This is a genomic window from Marinoscillum sp. MHG1-6, assembly GCF_024714475.1.
Lineage (GTDB): Bacteria > Bacteroidota > Bacteroidia > Cytophagales > Cyclobacteriaceae > JAMZMI01.
The window spans coordinates 736,578-757,821 of sequence record NZ_JAMZMI010000001.1; the positions used below are offsets into that span (position 1 = coordinate 736,578).

Sequence of the window (21,244 nt, forward strand, 5' to 3'; positions counted from 1 at the left end):
CATTGAATTCAAAGGCAAATAAACAACACATCATGATAGATACCCAAGACAAGATTCAAAAGGCAGGCATTTTTCAGATCATGCAAAACATGGAACATGAGCAATTGGTGTTTTGTAATGATGATGCAACCGGACTGAAGGCGATCATTGCTATTCACAACACCGTATTAGGTCCAGCCATGGGAGGAACCCGAATGTGGCACTATTCCAATGAACAAGATGCTATTAAGGACGCCTTAAGACTTTCACGAGGAATGACCTTTAAAAACGCCATTGCCGGATTAAATATTGGTGGAGGAAAGGCAGTGATCATAGGCGATGCGCGCAAGATCAAAAATGAAATCCTCATGCGCCGTTTTGGCAAGTTTATCAATAGCCTCAACGGAAAATACTGGACGGCAGAAGATGTGAACATGACATCTAAAGACATGGAATATATCCGCATGGAAACCCCGTTCGTAACCGGTGTCCCTGAGAGTATGGGGGGGTCAGGTGATCCCAGCCCGGTGACCGCTTTCGGAGTATACATGGGGATGAAGGCGAGTGCGAAGTATGTATATGGCAAGGATGATTTGAAAGGAAAGAGAATATTAGTGCAGGGTGTCGGGAATGTAGGCTCTTATCTTGTTGATCATTTGGTTGAGGAAGGAGCAGAAGTTTTTGTCTCAGATATTTTTGATGACAAAATCAAGGCGATCACTCAAAAACATAAGGTGGGGGTAGTCCAACCCGATGATGTGCCTTCATTCGATATGGATATCTACGCGCCATGTGCTTTGGGGGCGACACTGAATGAGCAAACGATCCCGCAGTTGAGATGCGATATAGTTGCCGGAGGCGCAAATAATCAACTCGATGATGAGCGGGCTGATGGCAATCGTCTAAAGGATAGAGGCATCATCTATGCTCCTGATTTTCTTATCAATAGCGGAGGTATTACCAATGTCTATTACGAACAAATCGGTAACTACAATAGAGAAAAAGTTTATCAGCAAACGGAAAGAATCTATGATGTTTGCTCAGATGTTCTGAAATTTGCAGCGGAAAATGATTCGACCACTCATGAGGCAGCGTTAAGATTGGCGTTGAAGCGAATTGAAGGAGTGGGAAGGATCAGAATGACTTATTAATAAAAAAAACGTTCTTAGTATGCTTAATCGTCGGATTCTACGTGTCAAAGCCATGCAGGCTTTATACAGCTATTTTTTGGCACAGGAGTCATTGAAAAATGTGGTCAATGAAGAATTGGAATCACATTATTATCCTGATCCCGCGAAGGATGACTTTACGGATGCCGATCAGTTTACAGCTCGTAGAAAGACAGCCTCCAGGCTCTATTTTGAATTTCTGGATGTAAAGAAGGTTGAGGCTTCAGAATCGGTGGATTCGGAAATAACAGAGAACGTTCAGGCCCACATCAACAGATATTATACGTTTCTTACTCAGGAAGTGAAGACTATAGAGCAGCAGATGCTCAAGGATGTCGATGACCTGGAAGGGATGTATTTGAAGCTGATCCAACTTGCTTTGGAGTTTACTCATATTGAAAACCAGGAAAAGGGAAAAAAGGAAAGAGCCTACATTCAAAAAGCGTCTGATTGGAAATATCACTTCATTAACAATCCGGTTATTGATTCACTAACGAAGTTTGAATCATTTAACAAGGCATTGATCGATCAGAAGATTAGCTGGCAGGATGAATATGATACCATCAAAAGCTGGTACAAAGACATCCTGCAGAAAGATGAGTATTTGATAGAATATCAAAAGAAGGATAACCCAACTCCGGAAGAACATCAGGAAGCGGTCGTTTACCTTTTTAAGAAGATCATTTTCAAGAATGAAGTGATCGGAGATTACCTGACATCTGTTGATCTGCGCTGGGTTGAGAATCATCCTATTTTACGGAGCATGGTGGTGAAGACTTTTCAGGACTATTTGCCTGAACTCGAGGAGCCTTTTGAATTGAAGCAAGTCAGCCGTAATGAGGAGGAGGATATTGAGTTCTTTAAAAAGCTTTTTAGCCAGGCAGTGAAGAGAGAGAAGGAACTGGACAAGATCATTGCTGATCACACCAGAAATTGGGATATCTCTCGTGTGGCGTTAACCGACCGCATTATTTTACGTATGGCATTAACAGAAATGATCACCTTTCACAGTATTCCTGTTAAGGTCACCATCAATGAGTTCATTGAAATTTCGAAGAATTACTCCACCCCGAAGAGTAAACAATTTATTAACGGGATTTTGGATGTATTGGCAAACGAGCTAACTTCGGAAGGTGTAATCAGAAAAAGTGGAAGGGGTCTGATTGATAACAAATAAAAGAGACTATTATGAGCAGTAAATCCGGAGGTTCTTTTTTCGCATTTTTATTCGGAATCACTATTGGTGGTGTGCTGGGCGTGTTGTTTGCGCCGGACAAAGGAACAAATACAAGAGACAGACTTTCGTTCAAATTGGATAAGTACAAGAAGCAGCTTGAGGACCTGCTCGAAGATTTAGTAGAACATGGTGATAGCCTGGAAAACGAAGCTAAATCAGAGGGCGAGAAGATCGTGAATGATGCGAAGGTGAAAGCTGAAAAGCTATTGGATGATGTGAACGGATTGATCACACAAATCAAGAGCAACTAATTCCGCCAATATTCAGTTCTAGTATCAAAATTATCAACTTTCATCCTAGCGGGATTTATTTATTAAGTTTGCCGGGATCTCTGAAAAATTGTGCGATATGATTAATAAAACTATTCAACTATTAACATTTGTGATTTTGACAGCTGTGCTGATCAGCTGCGGAAACGCTAAGAAGGAAAAAGAACTTCAGGACCGAATTGCAGAGCTTGAGCAGCAATTGGCGAAAAATGAGCCAAAGACAAATAGCACCAGCCCTACTGAGCCGGAAGTGAAGCCAGAAGGACCGCTTCCAGTGTTTGAATTTTCTGAAGAGAATTATGATTTTGGAACGATCACAGAAGGAGATGTCGTAGAAACCGTATTCAAGTTCAAGAATATAGGCGAGGCTCCTTTGATCATCGAATCAGCAAAAGCTTCTTGTGGTTGTACAGTACCTGAGTATTCGAAAGCTCCAATTGGGATTGGTGAAGAGGGTAGTCTGACTGTAAAATTCAATAGTAAGGGTAAGCCGGGCATTCAAAACAAAACAGTTACTATTACTGCGAATACTTACCCAAAAATTTCTCGTTTGAGAATCAAAGCAAACGTGGTTAAAGCGGAGGAAAACCCTTCGTAATTAAATAATTCAGAATAAAATGATTAAAACATTATTGCTGCAAGGTGCAGCCGATGGCGGAGGATATACCCAGTTCATTATGTTGGCGGGTATGATTGCTATATTCTATTTCTTCTTTATCAGACCTCAACAAAAAAAGCAGAAAGATCAGAAGAAATTTATTGAAGGAATAAAAAAAGGAGATCAGGTAGTATCTATGGGAGGTATCCATGGAAAGGTGGCCTCCGTTGAGGGGGATGTCGTGGTGCTTGAGGTAGATAAAGCGAGCAAGATCGTCATTGAAAAGGGTTCTATCTCCTTAGATTCAACTAAGAGAGCATATGGGGAATCTAAATAAAGACAATATTTAGTGTATAAGCTATTAAACAATTGGAAGGTAGTGATCCTCTCCTTGGGTGGGGCCACTACCTTTTGGTTTTTTAATGCCCTTAATAAAGATTACAACGCCGTAATTAACTACCCCATTGAATTTCAATTTGATCGGGACAGTGTAGTAATTATGGAAGAACTGCCTTCCAAAGTGTCCATCGATGTTTCCAGCGGTGGATGGAACCTTATCAAAAACACTTTATGGTTTAATGTCAGTCCAATTCAAATTGAATTGGAAAACCCGACGGAGATCAGCTATTTTACCGGCTCATCTTTGTTTCCGTTGGTTTCCAGTCAGTTAGATGGATTGGAGGTGAATTATCTGGTTACCGATACGCTTCATATCAATATTGAGCCCAAGAAGCGCCGCAAAACCATCGCCGTTATTGACTCGCTTAAGATTCCGCTGGAAAAGGGGTATTTTATTACCTCGCCAATTTCCATCACCCCGGATACGCTTGAAATAACAGGTCCGGAATCATTCACAGACACCTTGAGGGTTTTCTTTGATTTGTCTTTGGCTGAGTACAGCGAAATTGATGGAAGCTTCGATAAATCAGTCAGCGTGATACTACCTAAAGGGTCTAATGCCATTTGTGACCCGGCAGAAGTGAAGGTTCAATTCGATGTGGAGGAGTACAAGAGAGTTAGCCTCACCCTTCCGGTGGAAATGGTGAACTTTCCGGGAGATGGTTCCCTGGAGCTATCAACGATGCAGGTAGATGTCTTTTTCCATGTCCGCAATTCCCAAATGGATGATGTGAGTGAAGAAGATTTTTCTGTCACAGCAGATTTGGCTACTCTAAATAAGCAGGATTCCTCTGTTATGGCCATGCTAATGTACTATCCGGAAGACATTCTTAATGTAACGGTCCTGCCGGACTACATCAAGGTAAAAAATGTCCCTCAATAAGGTGTTGAGAGTTGGTGTCACCGGTGGAATTGGAGCTGGAAAAACCACGGTTTCAAAGATTTTCAAGGCCCTGGGAGTGCCCGTTTACTATGCCGACGAGCGTGCTAAAGCCCTTATGGTGCAAGAACCATCAATTATTCTTGCAGTAGTGAAAATATTTGGAGAGGAAGCCTATAATGAAGGGGTACTGGACCGAGCCTTTATTGCTAAAAGTGCTTTCCATAGCCCGGAGCTCCTTAAAGAATTAAATGCTGTCGTACATCCTGCAGTTGGTAAGGATTATGATGAATGGGCTGGTAGTCAACAAGGGATACCCTATGTAATTAGCGAGGCGGCTTTGATGTTTGAGGCGGGTAGCTATAAAAAACAGGATTGCGTAATCCTTGTGAGCGCCCCGAAGTCAATAAGGTTGGAGCGGACGTTAAAGAGAGATGTTAACCGAACAAAGGAGGATGTGATGGCCATTATGAAAAATCAGATGCCCGAGGATGAAAAAAGAGCCCTGGCTCAGTACGTCATAGAAAATGATGGGAGCACTTCATTAATTGAGCAGGTTTTGATTATCCATCAATCCCTTTTGGCTTTACAGGCGAGGTAATTTGATCTGGTCAGTATAGAAATTCATTCTTTTGGAACGTTCATCCAGAACTTCTATTTTTTCGACTGCATCCTCCAGATTATTATAAAATAGCTCAATGTAAAGGCGGTCAAGAAGGTAAAGATTGACCTTGTATTTGTAGTATCGGATGGATGTGACAAACTCCCCATTGAAATAAATCCACTGGACTTTTTCTTTGAAAGTAAGCTTTTGAAACCGATGCTTGTTCATGTCTCTCAAGTTACATCAAATCTTACTGATCGCAATAGATATTTTCGTATTCGTGAGGCCTGTAGGCTTGAGATTTTAAGGTTTCACCATTGCTGTCAAAATATGTTACCACGAAGAAATCTGCTTTTTTTAAATGCTGTTCGGTGAAATAGACGGGATGCTCTTCTGTACCTACGTTGACAATGTCATTGTATTTTGGGTCAATCAGAATGCCTTTGGTGGCATGTATTATGCCATAACCGTCATCTTGCCGAAATAGAAAATACTGTCCTGTTGTATTTGTCAGCCATGGTCTTAGACTAGATACATTATCAAATACGACCCTGCCATCATAGGTCATCAACGACCAAAAATCCCATTTTCGTGCCCAATAAGAGGAATCATTCCATTGTCTGATCTCATCATATTCAATAGGTATGACCGGCTTATTGTCCTTATCGACGACACCTTTTAGGCCATTTTTTGTTACAAAATAGTGTTCACCAAAGAAAGTGAGTTTTGCCTCATAGACCGGTGGAATGATCGTGCGATCAAAGGTATTGACGCATCCGAGGAGGTTGTTTTTTAACAGGTGGGTTAACCCATCTGTGGAGCGTTGAATAAGGTCATAACCCGGGCGTATAAGATAGCCCTCTCCCAAAGTATAGATGCCATATTTATTCCCATATCGCACGATGACATAATTGTTGTTGAGGTATTCAATTTTATTGAATTTGCTACCAATGAACATTCGCTCTCCTTTCATATCCAGAACCTCCTGGGATTTTCCACTGGTGATCACTACAAATCCAGCGCTATTTGCCGGTCCGATCAGGTGAAATTCATCGTTTGATTGGAGTTGGAATGTTTGGCCATTGGTGAACAATAAATAATCCTTGCCATTCAAATGGTAAAAGGCCAAACTCTCACTGATTAAACCAATAGAGTCAACCGAAATGGCAAATTGACTACCCGGGCCGTAGACATTCCATTTTGTGCTGTCCTTGATGGCCATAAAATTGGAATTGGTAATTAATCCGCTGTGTTCCTCCCTTCGTAATTCCCCTAACTCCTGATCAAATACATAGTACAGGTCATTCCGCTGTATATACCACATGTTTGGTTTAATGAAAATACGTTGCCATCCCGGGCGTATGAGCATTTTCATATTTCGGTCCATTAGGGTTTCAATTTTCCCAATGAATCCAATGCACAGGCTGTCACCCATGACTTCGTAGTCATCAAAATCGGTTTGGACTTGTTGGCCGGTGCGATACAATTCAGGAAGCTGTGAAAGGCTGGTTATGCCATACTTTTCATTTTCCGATTCCAGTATTAAAAAAAAGCCATCTTCCCTAATCTCAGCATAGAGCGGTGGAAGCACCACTTCACCATTGAAGGACATCAGTCCCCAGAGTTCACCTTGTTTGAACAGGATCCATTCATCAAAAACGATGCGAACGTCATCCAAAGCAAGCTTACTCACAAGATTTCCGGTTTTATGGTAAAGGAGCCTCTTGTTTTGCTGCTCTACTATCATTAATTCCTCACCAATATTCGTAACCGATGAAACATTTTCAGCCAATTGAAGCCCCTGCCGATTGAGCAATGCCCACTTTTCCTTTGGCTTGACCACGAGCCACTCATCCAGAATACCTCCGCAGTAATAATCGGATTTTATGTCTTTAAATAATAGTCCTTCAATAACCTCCCCTTTTTCGTCCATTAATGAATACTGACCATCTGAATAGAGCGGGACTAATTGTTTTTGTTCCAGATTATTGATTGCAATAAGGCTGTCCTTATCCGGATGTAAATTCAGCACATCCTTTATATTGGGTATTTTCCCAAGTTTGTACTGATAATACAATATATCTGCCGCATGCTTTCTCATACTGGATTTTGGAAAGCGATTGATAAAGTCAATGTAATCTTCGGGACGATGGGTCAGCGTCATTTTCTTTAGAATAATTGCCTCCGCCTCTGCGCGATGAGGGGTTTCCGGATTTTCCTTCAGAAATGCCAGATAGCTCTCCAATTCGCCTGATTTGGTTTGGTCCTGATAGAGTAGTAGGTGATAATTTTCTTTCGCCTTCATGAAAAGATGAGATTCAGGATAGAGATCAATGAAAGTCTTAAATGCCTGCCAGTTTCCAGCTGCTGTGGCTTCATCATAAGCGATGCTATCGCGCATTCTTAGTGCAGCAGGAAACTGTTTAGAATCAGGATAGTAGGTCAAGAAAATATCCAGAGAAGAGACTGAAGCCGGCCGGGTGTATTTACGATATGCGAGCAATGCGATGTGAGATTTAAGGGTGTCTAAAGCATTTAGAGAAATTTCAGTTTTCCCCCAAACATCCATTTGATCGGAGTTGGCATTGGGGGCCAATGTCAGAGCCTTGTTAATATTTACTCTTGCAGAGTCCAGGCTGAATTGACCTTGAGTCGTGTCAAGGAAATAATGAGATAGGAAATAATAATTGGCAAAATGACCGGAATCTTTTTCAATCGATTTTTCGATTTGCTGTTTTAAATCTTCAAAATCAGCTTTTAATAACTCCTTCTCGACCTTTTTTAGGTTTTGTCCATTTGAGAAGAAGCACACCCCAAAAAATAGGGTAATTAGTAGGTATAGCTTATTGGTTGATTGTCGCTGTTTCATCGCTGGATGGCAAAATAAGCAAATCCGGAAACAATAAATGCCTGTTGATGTTTGGATCAGTACTCTTAAATTCCCATTCAGATTAAAAAATTCCTGCTTGAAGGGATTCATTAATACACTGACTGATACTGTCATATCTTTGAGTCATAGACATAGAAGATAGTAGAACATTAGGCGGTGAATAGACTCGGCTCCTGCCGGGTCAAAAGGTTCGATTCCAACCAGTAATGGATCGAATTTTAAAAAGGGGTAAGAGGTTACCCCTTTTTTATTTGTTCTTTTTCATGTAACTGCTGCCACCCATGGATCAAGCAATATTTCTGTGGGTCGATTGTTCTTTTCATATAGCCACATTGTGAGGTGAGAATTTCCTCCATATCTCCTCCCGGAGATCACTGAGAAAGCAGAGACAGAGTTGTCAAAAGTCTTTTGGTGATTTAAAGCCTTCATTATTTGAATAAAAAATGGCATTTTGTCCAAATAAAGGAGAATTAGAGATTTACAATAAGATTAGTTCCTCTGTGTCCTTTGTTTTCTCGGTGGTAAAAAGGGCTTATTGTATTTTTTCAATACACCCCACAGGTTTTCGAATTGATCCCCACCCCTCACCTGATTCCCTTCTATACGAAATAAAATGCAACTTATTTGACTGAATGGGGGTCTAATGAATACATATGAAGCATTTGGCCCGATTTGACTTTATCGCCTTGGTCTTGTTGTTATTGCCATTATACTCATGCCTGGATACAGGTGTGGACAGTAAAGAAGTTGAAGGTGATTATCAGATTGCAATTCTCAATCCCGCTGAAAAACCGGATGAGCTTGCGATTGATAACTATCGGATCGTAGCTATTTCTCCTCTAAATACCGATACATGGCAGGTTATAGTAGATTATTCGGGAGGTTGTAAAGATCATTTATTCCTTATTTGGTGGAGTGGAGAGGTTTCTACTGACGGATTAGCTGAGCTTTACCTGATTCATGATGGACAGGAGGACCAATGTGATGCTTTGGTGAGAGATACCATAGACATCCAATTGGATATGATTTTTTCAGAAAGTGCGACAGGAGCTCCGATCCCTTCCACGGTAATCAATTTATCTGAGCAACAAGAGATAGAAATAAATCCTGATATCTCTGACCTGGAGGCATTGGGTTGTTCAATTTCGGTTGAATTGGTTCCGATCCTATGCGGTACAGGGGTTTGGGAGGATGTCTGGATGATTCCCGTGGATACCACATCGATATTTTCTAAAGTCATTTTTCAACCGGTTAGATCAGAGGTCAACCGATCTTATAGTCTGACGGCGGCACAGGCTGAAGTTGACATACTTTACGGGTATGAGTTCCAAAAAATGGATAATGCGATTACCTGTGTGGTGACCTCGGAACGTGAGGTTGTACCTGTTTCAGTCAAATGTCTTGAGCAATTTTAGTCGGCTCGCTTTTTTTGTATGATGTCTTTCTTGAGCAGGAGGTCTCCACTTCCCTCGACATAAAATATCCATTGTAAGGTATCCTGTTGAATGTTCTGTCCATAAGAGGTAATTTCACTGAAATCAAAGCTTGTTGAGAGCTTGTCTCCTACATTTGATTTTGCAATCCCTTCATTGGCGAGGTGGTCCACCTTCGTCAAAAAATCTGATGCATCTATGAAGATTTTGTTGACGATAAACGCCTCTATGAAGCTATGAGTAATCCAATCTGCCGCGGAGGTCATTTTATCTTCAGAAACAACCTCGAAGGAGAACCGATCAAGGGTGAGCTTGCCAGTTTTTGTTAAGACGGGCCTTCCCGTCATAATAATGGTGCCATTAAGGTCTCCGGTGGCGTCTACGGACACTTTCATTTTACCCTTTTCCCCAATTACAGCAATATTTTTTCCGTTGCGTGGTATTGTTCATACTCGAAGGTTTTTCCCAAATACTGCTCCTTAAGAATATCCTCCACGAAGGTGAAGGGCATTTTGGCTTCCAAATAAGCCATAATTGCCGAACGATCGCTGATCGTTGATCCACGTTGTGGTAATTCTTCAATGGGCCATGTGACTTCATTTGTGGTCGTGATATGCACTGTGGATTTGTACTCGACATGAACGGATAAGGTATCATTCTCCATAGGCAGGAGTTCCGCATTAAGAGCTTTTGGCCTACTGTAAAGCCACAGAAGTTTCGGGTTATGAGCAATCCTAATGGGGTTTTGGATGTCCAACCAAATCTTGTTCATCGCTTTTTTGAAGTCAATGGATTCATTGACCGAAGAGCATAATTGACTGAGGATTTTTTCCTCATTTTGTGCCAATGCCTTCTCCATGGTCTGGGTAAGATCAATATTAATTCCGAATAGGTTGAAGCTTGGTTCCTGATCCCAAATCAAGGTCATATCCTGACAATGCAGACTAAAATCCCAGGATTCATCTAAACTCGCAGTGCTAATTGTTTCTATGTGACCGGTGAAGGATATCGGGCTGTCCTGATTGCTGAAGGTGATGCCCATCATTTTCTTTTTGAGGGCTACTTCTACCGATAAGGGGAGGGAAGCATGGGCCTGACCGTCGCGAAGGGAGAGTTTAAGGTCTCCCTTTTTCACTACTTTCAGAAAAAGTTTGTCTCCATTGTTGTTGGTAGGGATAACATCATCAACGAGCGTTTTTTTCATTATGTCATTGACTCCTGCCTCCAATTGATCAATTGGAAAGTGAATATTAAAGGATAAATGAGATAGCGGAACGTCTATAGGTTGCGTTTCATTTAACCTCCTGGACCGCTCTCCACAGCTGGTCAAAATACAGATGAGCGCAATCAGTCCTCCTAGCGCTGATAGATGATTGGGATTTTTCATAGTGCAGAAATTCAAAACTAATCAGGCTTGCTTAGATGGGAATAATAAACTGAGTACATTAAGACTAGTTTCAATTAAAAGCACTTTTTTGATAAAAATGTGGTTGTATAGCCTACTAAGGGTTAGGTCTTTGAATTAAGGTTTAACCTGCGAAAAGTCAGTTTTAATTGTAGTGCTTCTTCTTTACTTTAGCGAAAAATTACTTGGTTAAAACCTAAACAATGGACCTATGGGAGAAAAGACAAGATATTCAGATGAGGAATTGAAGGAATTCGAACAACTGATCAATCAAAAGCTTGAAAAAGCTCGCATTGAACTAAATACATTGAGACAAGGTCTAACCAGAAGCAGTGAGGATAGCGGAGCAACATTTAGTTCTGTGAAAACGCTTGAGGATGGTGCAGATACTGCAGAAAAGGAACAATTGAGTCAATTGGCCGGTAGACAGCAAAAATTTATTAACAACCTTGAGAATGCTTTAATTAGAATCAAAAATGGAACTTACGGCATTTGTGTTGATACAGGAAAGCTCATCAGTAAGGAAAGATTAAAAGCGGTACCCCATACCATGCATTCAATAGAGGCCAAATTGAATAAGTCCTAATTATTTGGATTATCTGGTCAACCATATTGAGGCGTTGATATTTTGTTCGCCCAAGCCCATTACCGACAAGGATATTGTGGCCTGCCTTAAAGAAATGTTCGAGGCAGATGTACCAGTTGAGGATGTTAATGGGGCCATCGACCGTTTAGAGCAAAAATATTCGGGAGATGAATTTTCCTTTGGTTTGGTGAAAAGCGGTGGTGGGTACCAATTTTTGACCAAGCCAGCTTATCAAACGAGCATTAGCATACTGCTAAAGCAGCAATCCAAAAAGCGACTGTCCAACTCTGCATTAGAAACCCTTGCTATTATCGCTTACAAGCAACCGGTCACAAAGACTGAGATTGAAATGATTCGTGGGGTAAACTGTGATTATGCGGTTCAAAAGCTATTGGAAAAGGAGTTGGTAGAGATCAAAGGAAAATCGGAGGCAGTAGGGCGACCGCTGTTGTACGGGACTAACCAAAAGTTCATGGATTACTTTGGTATCAATGATATCAAGGAACTGCCCACACCAAAAGATTTTGTTCACGAAGAAAACACCATCGGTAACCAGGAGGAGTAATGAAAGGAGGGAAGAAGCCCTTGAATAAAAAGGAAGACAATACCGGTTCTGCCGAAGTGTTGCGACTTAATAAATACATCGCCAATTCAGGCGTTTGTTCACGAAGAGAAGCAGACCAGCTAATTGCAGAGGGTAAAATCAAGGTAAATGGTAAAGTCATTACCGAGCTTGGGTTCAAAGTAAATGCTACTGACAAAGTTGTTTTTCAGGGTAAGCAACTAAACCCGGAAACGCTTCAGTATGTATTGCTAAACAAGCCTACGGATTTTATTACCACCATGTCAGACCCACAAGGGAGAAAGACAGTGATGCAACTAGTGAAGAATGCTTGTGATGAGCGCATCTTTCCTGTTGGGAGATTGGATAGAAAAACCACAGGTCTCCTGCTTTTTACTAATGATGGTGAGCTGGCAAAGAAACTGACCCATCCTTCTCATCAGATCAAGAAAATTTACCAGGTCACGCTCAACAAGCCGATTACCAATAATGATTTTGATGCTATACTCGCGGGGGTGCCACTGGAGGATGGTCTGGCAAATGTGCGGGAACTTGCCATCATTGACGAGGATAATACCAGTCTCGGGATTGAAATTCATATTGGGAAGAATAGAATTGTGCGTAGAATATTTGAACACTTCGGTTACGACGTTGTCAAGCTTGACCGTGTGATGTTTGGTCCGCTCACGAAAAAGAACCTGCCACGAGGCAAATGGAGGCATTTGTCCGATAAAGAAATAGGCCAGCTAAAACGTCTCTCCTAGTCCAGGGAGCTGCTCAGTATATCCAGGTCACTATTCAAAATTAGATGTAAAGCGCTTGCAGGATCAGTGTTGAGTACCTTATTCTTCACATAAGCTCCTTTGGTTCCAAAGATATTAATACAGTTATCGCTCACTTTGTAGATAATGTTTCCGGATAGGGAAGCATTATTTGTAACCGTTTTCAGGCCAATGATGTCTCCATTTGTATCAAGTTTCAGTGCGTAAATTCCGCTTTGATTGGGGCCTGCAGTAATGGTTCGATCATCCAAATCTCTGATTTCGTTGAAGTCTCCGATAATTATTCTTGTATTGTCAGCAATGACAACGGATACAATGTCTCCCTTATAGCTCGTTTTCTTTTGCCATTGAAGCTCTCCCAGAAGATTATAAGAAGCCGTAGTTATATCAGATTCCTGGGAGATAGATTCAGAAAATTCATGTCCTTTGAAAGTAACAAACAAGGTATGACTGGTTTCAATGAAGCTCATCGTTCGAGGATATTGATCAATCGCCAGATTCTTCGTGAGTACCTGATCACCTTTTTCATCCAACATAATTAATTGGTTGCTGGTTTTGAGTCCGTCATTAGAAGAGGCATTTAGGATCAGGGCTACTCCTCCGGGCACAAACTCCAGAGCAGCGAGTCTGGTATGAGAATCAAATTCCCCTGAACTTTCATTTTTGAGGAGGTATTCATTGTACCATGCCATACGCTTATTGGGAGTCAGAGCACAAACAAAGGCTTGCGTCTTATTTTCTTTTTCATTCCTGAAGATGCCCCCAATTACATATGCACCATCGAAAGTCCGAAGCTGATGTGTAGTGATTGGGGCTGCAGAAACCAAACCATCTTCAACAGGATTAGCTGCACTTAATTGGAAAGATTTGCCTCGATAGACTATGGTTTCAGATGTGAGGTCTGAAGAAAGTTGCTCATATAATTCATTCTTAATTTTTGTTCCAACTCCTCTGGCATCATTAGCGTTTTGACGTCGCTCTGCTTTCACAAACGCACTGATACCATCAGCGCCATTGTATTGCTCGTCAACAAATCGTTGGTACTTCTTGTATCCAGTTGTATCATTTCTTTCTGCAGCCTGTACCAATGTTCTGTCTGCCAAAATGATTTTGTTTAGGGTTTGTCCATACAAATACAGTTTTCTATCGCGATCTTCATCCGTGCCTGCAGAATCAAGGCTGGCAGAAAGCAGTTTTTGTCTGATCAGGTCATGCTGCTTTTCCTTATAAATTAGTAGCGGCTCTACTAGCGAGTTTAGATCATATCTGCGAAGGTTAAACAGCACCTCCTTAGCCACTATTAATGTCTGAAACTCATCCTTCCTAAAATCGGAGGGGGCATTTGCTAATTCCTTTTTTAGTCTGATATCTTCAGTAATCAAACTCTTTCTTAAGGCACCGATTTCAGTATTGATCCTTTCCCTTGTTTCATTTACCCATTTGGCATAGTCCCATACTTCAATGTCGTTTTTAAGAAAGTTGATTTCAGATTGTAGTCCGTCAAGTCGATAGGTTTGAATTTCACTGATCTGAATTTTCTGATCATAACCAATATCAAACGTATCTTCGGCTGCCTTGTATGTTTTCCAGTGCTCCAAAAAGGATAAATACTCCCGGCTTAATTTTTCAAATTGTAGGTTAACATTTTCGTCGTATAGCAGATAGAGCTCCTTGAATGTTGGGTACTCACCTAAAATCTGCAAATAGATTTTATGAGCAAGATCATAATGGTGAAAACTCAGTTGAAATTCTTCCTGAATAAATTTAGCTGCTCTCAGGTAACTGGATAACTCAGTTTGAGAGCTTTTGATGAAAGCCGTCACGGTGTCAAAGGAAACTTCAAGCTTACCTTTTTCATTGTAACGACCGAAATTGAAGTAGCATTCTTCATTTCTTTTAACTTCCTTTTCATCAACCAGAAGCTCTGCACGTTTCAAAGAAGCCATGGCCAACTCAGCATTTCCGTATTTGAATTTAGCATTCATCAATGGGTCGGCTGACTCATACCTTTTTTTGTACAAAACACCGAGCTGAAAGGCGATACTAGGGTTTTCAGGTTCAATTTTCTTCCATTGACTGAGTTCAGAAACAGAGTTTCCAACCGGAAGGGTCAATATCCTGTTTAGATCAACTTCGTATTTGACTTTTTGCCCATAAGAACAAGTTGCGATAGCCAGGAGCGTAAAATATATTGTTAATCTTTTCATGGTATAGGCAGGCTTAGATGGCTAATATTTTCAGAACGACTCTTCTGTTTTTCGCCCTGTTTTCTTCGGAGTCATTCGGAAAAATGGGTTGGCTTTCGCCATACCCTCGAGAGACGAATCGGTCATCGGAAATTTTATTCTCTTTAAGGTACCTTGCCACGCTCTGAGCCCTTCGATCAGATAATGAGGCATTGTATTCAGCCGACCCTATATCGTCGGTGTAGGCAGCAATTTCTACCTTCAGACCGTCATTGTGTTTCATGAGTTCGACTACCCGTTCGAGTTCGACAAATGAGATTTCATTTAGCTGATCCGAATTGGATTCAAAAAGGATATCCTTCAATGTCAAGTTAGTGCCAGTTAGAAGTGGTTGGAGCTTCATGTCAATGTCCGGCATAACCGCTTCCCCATCTTCAGAGGCGAAGATGGCTATAATGTTCTCAGTACTGTTAGGATCAATAATCTGTTCCTGACCTTCGGGAACAACGTCTATGACGGCAGTCTTGAAGGCATATCCCTGATCGCTAGTGGCTTCAATTTCATACCGATCTCCTACCCGAAGAGCGACCGTTTCATTGCCATTCACCTCGATGACTTCATCGCGATTTCTATTACGGATCCTTACTCTGGAGCGCACTTTACTGTTATTGACCAGGTCTGCAACATTTAGCTTTACTCTTCTCTTATGAGGAACCATATCAATGTCCCTAATAAAATCCGGGTATACGACCAGCCCTGAAACGTCTAACATGAATTGCTTGGCGTCAAAGTTTGGCTTATCTATGGTGACCTCATATTTTTTCCCAAGAGGGAGATCCAGGGTAATGCGTCCGGACTCAGTGTTTTCAATGTCAATCATGGGCGCTGATCCATTTAATTCTTTAACCTTAATATTGGCCATCACAGGTTCAAAAAGATCACTATCATAAATGTTCAGGTTAAGCTTAGCGCTTTTGTAGAGGGTAATATCCTGATCTATTTCTTTATACTCGTCTTCTTCACTTAAGTCATAGAAGAAGGACTTTGAAGTATATCCCTCAGTTTTGATCTCCAGATTATAATTACTACCCACTGCCAGGACAACAGTGTATCTGCCGTCTTCCGGATTATTCCTTATTCTCATCAGCTCTCCGGAGGTATATGCATCCGAGACAATCAGCTCGGTGCCCACTCCCTCGCCAGTCTCACCATCTTTGATGTAACCCTGAATGATCACATTTTTAAATTGCCGGTACTTGTGCGGGATTTCTACTGAATAGATGTCCTTCGAGTCGTAGACATAATATAGTATGTCTCCCTGGGCCGTGATACTCGAGAATTGATCGGAGCTGGGTGTGTTCACATATTCCATAGATACAGGTGCGGTCCAGTCTCCGACATCATTTAATCTGGATTGGTACAGGTCATAGTCACCAAATCCGCCCGGACGATTCGAAGCGAAAATGAGGGTGCGATTATCGGCCATGATTCTGGGTGCTTTCTCACAATCAACATTGATAGGGTATGGAAGCGGTTCGGGTTCTCCCCAGGTTCCGTTCTTTTGCTTTCTCGAGACGTAAATGCTAAAGCATGCCTTGTTTGCCCATTCTTTAGCCAACTCATCATTTGAGGGTCCAACATAATTTTGCCTTACGAAATACATCGTGTTTCCATCAGATGATATTGACGGGAAGCCTTCATATCCCCTGGAATTAATAGGGGCGCCAATATTTTTTGGAGCGGACCATCCATCCTTTGTTCTCTCAGAATAATAAATATCCTCGCTACCTAGCCCATCAAGAAACGAAGCGAAGAAATAGAGGGTGTTGCCATCAAAAGAGATACTTGGGCCGGCGATAAGGTCCGATGAGTCTCCATAATTGTTAATGGCGTCAATGGAAACCGGATCAGTCCAGGTTCCATTCACCAGTTTAGAGTCGTACAATTCATATCGCCCGGTTTTATTTGATTCGATAATCATGGTTTTTCCGTCAGCCGAAATAGAAGGAGCATATTCGATGGCAGGAGAGTTCAACTCTTCGATCGGTTTAGCGGTGGACTTGAAGTACCTGATAGTATCGGCAAACGTGCGCAAGGTGTCGGGAACCTGTGCAAGGGCACCCATGCCGGTTAACAATAGAAATGATAATAATAGAAGCGGTCTTGTCATTATTTAAAATATTATTTACCCAGGATCACAAAGGCACCCCAGTAATAAGGCTCTTTAAATTCATTTTTTACTTCAAGTATGGCATTGTTAAAGGCATCTAACCTTGACTGTCCCTTAAACCAGTTTTTGTAAAATTGAGTCATTAGTAATTGCGTGGTAGCATCATTAACTTTCCACAGACTCATAATTAAATTACTTGCTCCAGCGACAATGAAGGCCCTTTGAAGCCCATAGACCCCTTCACCATTTTTCACCTCTCCAAGGCCGGTCTCACAGGCGGACATAATCACCAGATCGGTATTATCAAGGTTGAGGTTCATTGCTTCATAGGCGGTTAGAATTCCATCTTCTTTTCCTTCGAAGCTCTCATTTCTTATAGTATTTTCAGCCCCGGCTAGCAATAGCCCTGATCGCATCAATGGATTGTAGCGAGTACTTCTGCTGTCGAGGCCAGCGTCATCATTGTTGGATTGAATGTCTGATAAGAAAAAGCCATGAGTTGCGACGTGTAATATTTTGGGACTTTGGAGCTGTTTGATCTGGTCTTCACTGGCCAATGCCTGTAAGTATTTTTGATAGGTCCACTGGTTACCGGCTAGAATGGATTCTATGTTATTGATTTCCTCAAGGGTTCCGGGTAGTTCGGAAACATTTTCTCCAAAACTATATCGCGTCTCTTCATCCGTAATCAAAGAAGCTGTTTTGGCTTGTTCGGCAGCAGTCAGGTTGTACTTTGGATAGCCAAAAAGAAGTGCCATGTTGTTACTATTTTCCGCTCCCGTGGGCTCTGCTAGCTCACGGGTATTACTCAATAGCCTGATCTTATACTTATCCAACACATATTCCTTTTGATCAGGATCGTAAAGTGTAGTAATGTTCACCTTGTTGAAAACGCCGTCAGCGGATAGGTAAATTTCGCTGGTGTTTTTGCCGATCGAACGGGCCACCATTTCCCAATAGGCAGCATATGATTTTGTATCCTGAACTTTATAGATCACCGAATTTTTATACAACTTAAAATTCTTGCCTTCAAGATCAACCCCATTAGCATTCACCATGATTTGAGGAGTACTTCCGATTGCACCGTTCAGTATTAATGAAACATACAGAACAGAATCAACTTTCATTTTTTTCTTGATCCGAATAATTTCTATCGCGCTCTCATCATCAAGCAGTCGAGCCTGAACATCTTGCCATTCCACGACGGCCTGCTCGAATTCCGCTGCAAATACTGAAGATTTCATGGAGAGCTCCTTTTCCTTATCATTGGCCACTCTTTCCATTTGACTGATGTCAATACCGGCTTTGACTAATTCTTCCCTGGACATTGAATAAGCCTTGACGATGTTTTCTTTTAGAGCAATCCAGCCGTTAAAAAGGTCGACTAATTCCTGATTACCACTGCTATTGATTCTATTTCGCACCTTATTTGATGCGTTCAATAGAAGTGCTTTAGTTGCTAATTGAAGGTTGTAAAGACTTCCGATCATTTGGCTTCGATCCTGAGGGGTACCCTTTTCGAGCAAAATGAACTCTACAGCGTAATCCATATAAGATTCGAGCACGGGGCGAATTTTACCATAAAACGCACTTTTCTCACTTTCACTTAGGGCAGGAAAATATTTTTTGATCTGCTGCAGGTAATTCTCTATGATGGATGTAAATGGGGCTTTGGCGGCTTCAAAATTTCCCGTACGATGATAAATATGGGCCAGACCGTAAAGCGAATAGACATAATCCGGATGATTTTCTCCAAGGATGTTTTTTCGGATGCGCAATACTCGTTGAAAATTCAGCGTGGCCTCTTCGTATTTTTCCAGCTCTTGTTCCAGTACCGCAAGATTGTACAGGGTAGAGGCATACGATGGATGTTCTTGTCCAAACACTTTTTCGTCAATAGCCAACGCCTTTAGGTAAAGAGATTCGGCCTGAGCGTATTCATTATTTTGCTCATATATGGCGGCCAGGTTATGTAAAGTTTTAGAATATAGTGGATGCTCGGTTCCCAAAATTTGTTGATCTATGACCAAAACCTCCTCCAGTAATTTCTTGGCTTCTGTTGGATTGTCTTCCATTTGATAAGTAGTGGCCAGATTTTCTAAGGTGGTCGCGTAATCCAGTGTTTGCTTACCTAAGTGCTTTTCATAAATAGTCAATGCCTGCCTGAAAAGTGGTTTGGCTGATGCTGTATTACCCATTTTTTGGTAGAGTAAAGCCAGAGCGTCAAGTGATGAGGTATAAAACAAATGTTCAGTACCTACAGTAGCACCATAGATTTCGCGGGCTTTTCGGAGGTACTTTTCTGCGGTGAGGTAGTCAGCCATTTGTTTTTTTGCATTTCCCAGGTTCATGTAGGTGAATGCCAATGAAGGGTCATGAGCTCCAGAGCTATTTTCTTTTATAGAGAGAATTTTTTCCAGGATCTCAAGGGCGGCGGTATACCTCGCTGTATTTTGATAAAGTATGGCGAGATTTTCATAGGTAATCAAATAGTCAGGATTGTTCTCACCGAAAGCATTTCTTTTGATGTTCAAAGCTTGCTTCAAATAGGATTCTGCTTGGTAGTAATTACCCTTTAGTTGGAGCAAGGAACTATAATTGGTCATGATTTTGGCAGTTTCCGGATGAGATTCACCATAGGTTGTCTTAAATAGGGGTAAGACTTCCAGGTAAAGATTCTCAGCATAACTGAAATCACCCAATTGTGATACAATCGTTGCCAGTGAGGCTTTGACCGAGGCGGTCTGTATTGCGTTGCTTCCGAAACGGGTGATTGATTGCTCAAGTGATTTGGAGGCTAGCTGTCTGGAAGTTTTATATTTACCCTGACGTGCCAGTATTTTCGATTTAAGATTGTTCAGGGCATAAGTTCTACTTTGATAATCACGTGATTCTACTAATGTGATGGCTTCGTCTACATAGCTGTTAGCAGATTCAAAGTTTCCGTTCGCCAGATTAATGCTACTCAGGCTCTCCAGTATGTTGGTATAAGTCAGGTCCTGATCGAGCGAGTAAACTTCATAGATTTCCATCGCTTCGAGCAAGGCTTTCTCAGCGCCTGAATTGTTACCGTCTCTGATCAATAAGTTGGCGTAATTAGCAAGGGTTGAGGCATATGAGGCCGGGGCTTCATTTTTCTTTGCTTTCTTTTGATCCAGCAGTTCTGTTACCAGAGACCTTGCCTGGTTAAATTTCCCGGTCTTTTGAAGAGCAATCGTGAGGTTGTTGAGTGCTATCGTATATTCTTCAGAGTTTTGGGCATTCATTTGCGAGAAGTTGTCGACTGCCAGCTGATATTTTATAGCAGACTGCTCATACCTACCTAATTCATCCAGTACATCCCCCACCTTGATGAGAATGCTGCCATATTCCAGGTTCGGTGTATTGTAGTTGTAATAGTCTTCAATGATTTGAAAATAGCCCAGTGCACCGGCAAACCGAGATCGGTCCAGAAGCAAGGAAGCACAGTTATAAGCGATCAGATAATAATCGGCTCCAACTTCTTCGAGATTGTCCAGTACATTCAATGCTGTTTCAAAAAGCTCAAGTGCCTCATCATCCTTTTTGAGTTGGAAGAGCACTACGGCCAGGTTTCCCTGTGCGATGGCTACCTCATAGGTGTCTAAGGAATAAAATGATTTTGTAATCACCAGGGAGGCTCTAATCAGTGGCTCGGCGGCTCCGTATTCGCTTCTTGCCATTCTAATTACCGCCAGATTGTGTAATGCATTGGCATAGTTGATATTAGTATTGAGGTTGAGGGTTTGAAGGAGATCTACTTCGTGTTTGGCATAATCCAGTGCATCATCGGGCTGATCCAGATCGTAATAAATGATGGAAAGTTGCCTTAGAATGGCTCCTAGGTTCTTGTCATCTGCAGGCACGGCTGCTTTGTACAGTTCCAGCGAGCGGTTTGCCTCGACTAAGGCCTGTTCAGAATCATAGTTATTATAAAGGTCAACAGCATTCTGATAGGCCACAGCCCAGTCTTGTGATACGGCGGTAAAGGTGACTATGCTAAATAGCAAGCCACAAACTAGTCTCTTCAATTGGTTGGTGAGTTGAGTTTGATTTTCAATTTAAGAAAAGAATGGC

The 21,244-nt window shown here is 41.6% G+C and carries 18 protein-coding genes; 11 read left to right on the forward strand and 7 right to left on the reverse strand.

The window, feature by feature from the left end:
- The first annotated feature begins 32 nt into the window (after window positions 1-32).
- The 7 genes from NXR94_RS03225 (at window position 33) to coaE (ending at window position 5,132) form a co-directional block, all read left to right on the forward strand.
- Window positions 33-1,130, forward strand: a complete 1,098-nt coding sequence (locus tag NXR94_RS03225; RefSeq protein ID WP_258103133.1) for a Glu/Leu/Phe/Val dehydrogenase — start codon at window positions 33-35, stop codon at window positions 1,128-1,130.
- Between the two features lie 19 nt (window positions 1,131-1,149).
- The gene (gene nusB, locus NXR94_RS03230; RefSeq protein ID WP_258103134.1) at window positions 1,150-2,325 is read left to right on the forward strand and encodes a transcription antitermination factor NusB; all 1,176 of its coding nucleotides are present in this window, start codon (window positions 1,150-1,152) and stop codon (window positions 2,323-2,325) included.
- Between the two features lie 11 nt (window positions 2,326-2,336).
- Window positions 2,337-2,636, forward strand: a complete 300-nt coding sequence (locus NXR94_RS03235; RefSeq protein WP_258103135.1) for a YtxH domain-containing protein — start codon at window positions 2,337-2,339, stop codon at window positions 2,634-2,636.
- 97 nt (window positions 2,637-2,733) lie between these two features.
- Window positions 2,734-3,252 carry a DUF1573 domain-containing protein gene (locus tag NXR94_RS03240; RefSeq protein WP_258103136.1) on the forward strand — a complete coding sequence of 173 codons (519 nt, stop codon included), beginning with the start codon at window positions 2,734-2,736 and terminating at the stop codon, window positions 3,250-3,252.
- Window positions 3,253-3,271: 19 nt separating this feature from the next.
- Window positions 3,272-3,589 carry a preprotein translocase subunit YajC gene (yajC, locus tag NXR94_RS03245; protein WP_258103137.1) on the forward strand — a complete coding sequence of 106 codons (318 nt, stop codon included), beginning with the start codon at window positions 3,272-3,274 and terminating at the stop codon, window positions 3,587-3,589.
- A 12-nt stretch (window positions 3,590-3,601) separates the two neighbouring features.
- On the forward strand, window positions 3,602-4,534 hold the full coding sequence (locus NXR94_RS03250; protein WP_258103138.1) for a hypothetical protein: 933 nt from the start codon (window positions 3,602-3,604) through the stop codon (window positions 4,532-4,534).
- The gene (coaE, locus tag NXR94_RS03255; protein ID WP_258103139.1) at window positions 4,521-5,132 is read left to right on the forward strand and encodes a dephospho-CoA kinase; all 612 of its coding nucleotides are present in this window, start codon (window positions 4,521-4,523) and stop codon (window positions 5,130-5,132) included. The genes NXR94_RS03250 and coaE overlap by 14 nt, the downstream gene beginning before the upstream one ends.
- Here the strand turns inward: coaE and NXR94_RS03260 are convergent.
- Together NXR94_RS03260 and NXR94_RS03265 are read right to left on the reverse strand one after the other, a co-directional pair.
- A complete protein-coding gene (locus NXR94_RS03260) occupies window positions 5,118-5,363 on the reverse strand; it encodes a hypothetical protein (RefSeq protein ID WP_258103140.1) in 246 nt (81 codons plus the stop codon). The genes coaE and NXR94_RS03260 overlap by 15 nt on opposite strands.
- A gap of 22 nt (window positions 5,364-5,385) precedes the next feature.
- Window positions 5,386-8,004: a WG repeat-containing protein gene (locus NXR94_RS03265; RefSeq protein ID WP_258103141.1), complete on the reverse strand. Its 2,619-nt coding sequence runs from the start codon at window positions 8,002-8,004 to the stop codon at window positions 5,386-5,388.
- A 674-nt stretch (window positions 8,005-8,678) separates the two neighbouring features.
- Here NXR94_RS03265 and NXR94_RS03270 point away from each other — a divergent pair.
- Window positions 8,679-9,440, forward strand: a complete 762-nt coding sequence (locus NXR94_RS03270) for a hypothetical protein (protein ID WP_258103142.1) — start codon at window positions 8,679-8,681, stop codon at window positions 9,438-9,440.
- On the opposite strand, the gene NXR94_RS03275 is transcribed toward NXR94_RS03270, so the two are convergent.
- Together NXR94_RS03275 and NXR94_RS03280 are read right to left on the reverse strand one after the other, a co-directional pair.
- Entirely contained in the window at window positions 9,437-9,853 is a 417-nt protein-coding gene (locus NXR94_RS03275; protein ID WP_258103143.1) for a DUF4403 family protein, read from the reverse strand. The two genes, NXR94_RS03270 and NXR94_RS03275, sit on opposite strands and share 4 nt — an antisense overlap.
- Window positions 9,854-9,870: 17 nt before the next feature.
- A complete protein-coding gene (locus NXR94_RS03280) occupies window positions 9,871-10,845 on the reverse strand; it encodes a DUF4403 family protein (protein WP_258103144.1) in 975 nt (324 codons plus the stop codon).
- Window positions 10,846-11,074: 229 nt separating this feature from the next.
- Between NXR94_RS03280 and NXR94_RS03285 the strand changes: the two genes are divergently transcribed.
- The 3 genes from NXR94_RS03285 to NXR94_RS03295 are packed head-to-tail and all read left to right on the forward strand — an operon-like array spanning window position 11,075 to window position 12,775.
- Window positions 11,075-11,449, forward strand: coding sequence for a TraR/DksA C4-type zinc finger protein (locus NXR94_RS03285; RefSeq protein WP_258103145.1), 375 nt, complete (start codon window positions 11,075-11,077; stop codon window positions 11,447-11,449).
- A 4-nt stretch (window positions 11,450-11,453) separates the two neighbouring features.
- Entirely contained in the window at window positions 11,454-12,014 is a 561-nt protein-coding gene (gene scpB, locus NXR94_RS03290; protein WP_258103146.1) for an SMC-Scp complex subunit ScpB, read from the forward strand.
- Window positions 12,014-12,775 carry a pseudouridine synthase gene (locus NXR94_RS03295; RefSeq protein WP_308706255.1) on the forward strand — a complete coding sequence of 254 codons (762 nt, stop codon included), beginning with the start codon at window positions 12,014-12,016 and terminating at the stop codon, window positions 12,773-12,775. Before scpB ends, NXR94_RS03295 begins: the two co-directional genes overlap by 1 nt.
- Here NXR94_RS03295 and NXR94_RS03300 read toward each other — a convergent pair.
- The 3 genes from NXR94_RS03300 to NXR94_RS03310 are packed head-to-tail and all read right to left on the reverse strand — an operon-like array spanning window position 12,772 to window position 21,198.
- Window positions 12,772-15,000, reverse strand: coding sequence for a hypothetical protein (locus tag NXR94_RS03300; protein WP_258103147.1), 2,229 nt, complete (start codon window positions 14,998-15,000; stop codon window positions 12,772-12,774). The two genes, NXR94_RS03295 and NXR94_RS03300, sit on opposite strands and share 4 nt — an antisense overlap.
- A 13-nt stretch (window positions 15,001-15,013) precedes the next feature.
- A complete protein-coding gene (locus NXR94_RS03305; protein WP_258103148.1) occupies window positions 15,014-17,149 on the reverse strand; it encodes an OmpA family protein in 2,136 nt (711 codons plus the stop codon).
- A gap of 11 nt (window positions 17,150-17,160) precedes the next feature.
- Window positions 17,161-21,198, reverse strand: coding sequence for a CHAT domain-containing protein (locus NXR94_RS03310; RefSeq protein ID WP_258103149.1), 4,038 nt, complete (start codon window positions 21,196-21,198; stop codon window positions 17,161-17,163).
- Window positions 21,199-21,244 lie beyond the last annotated feature (46 nt).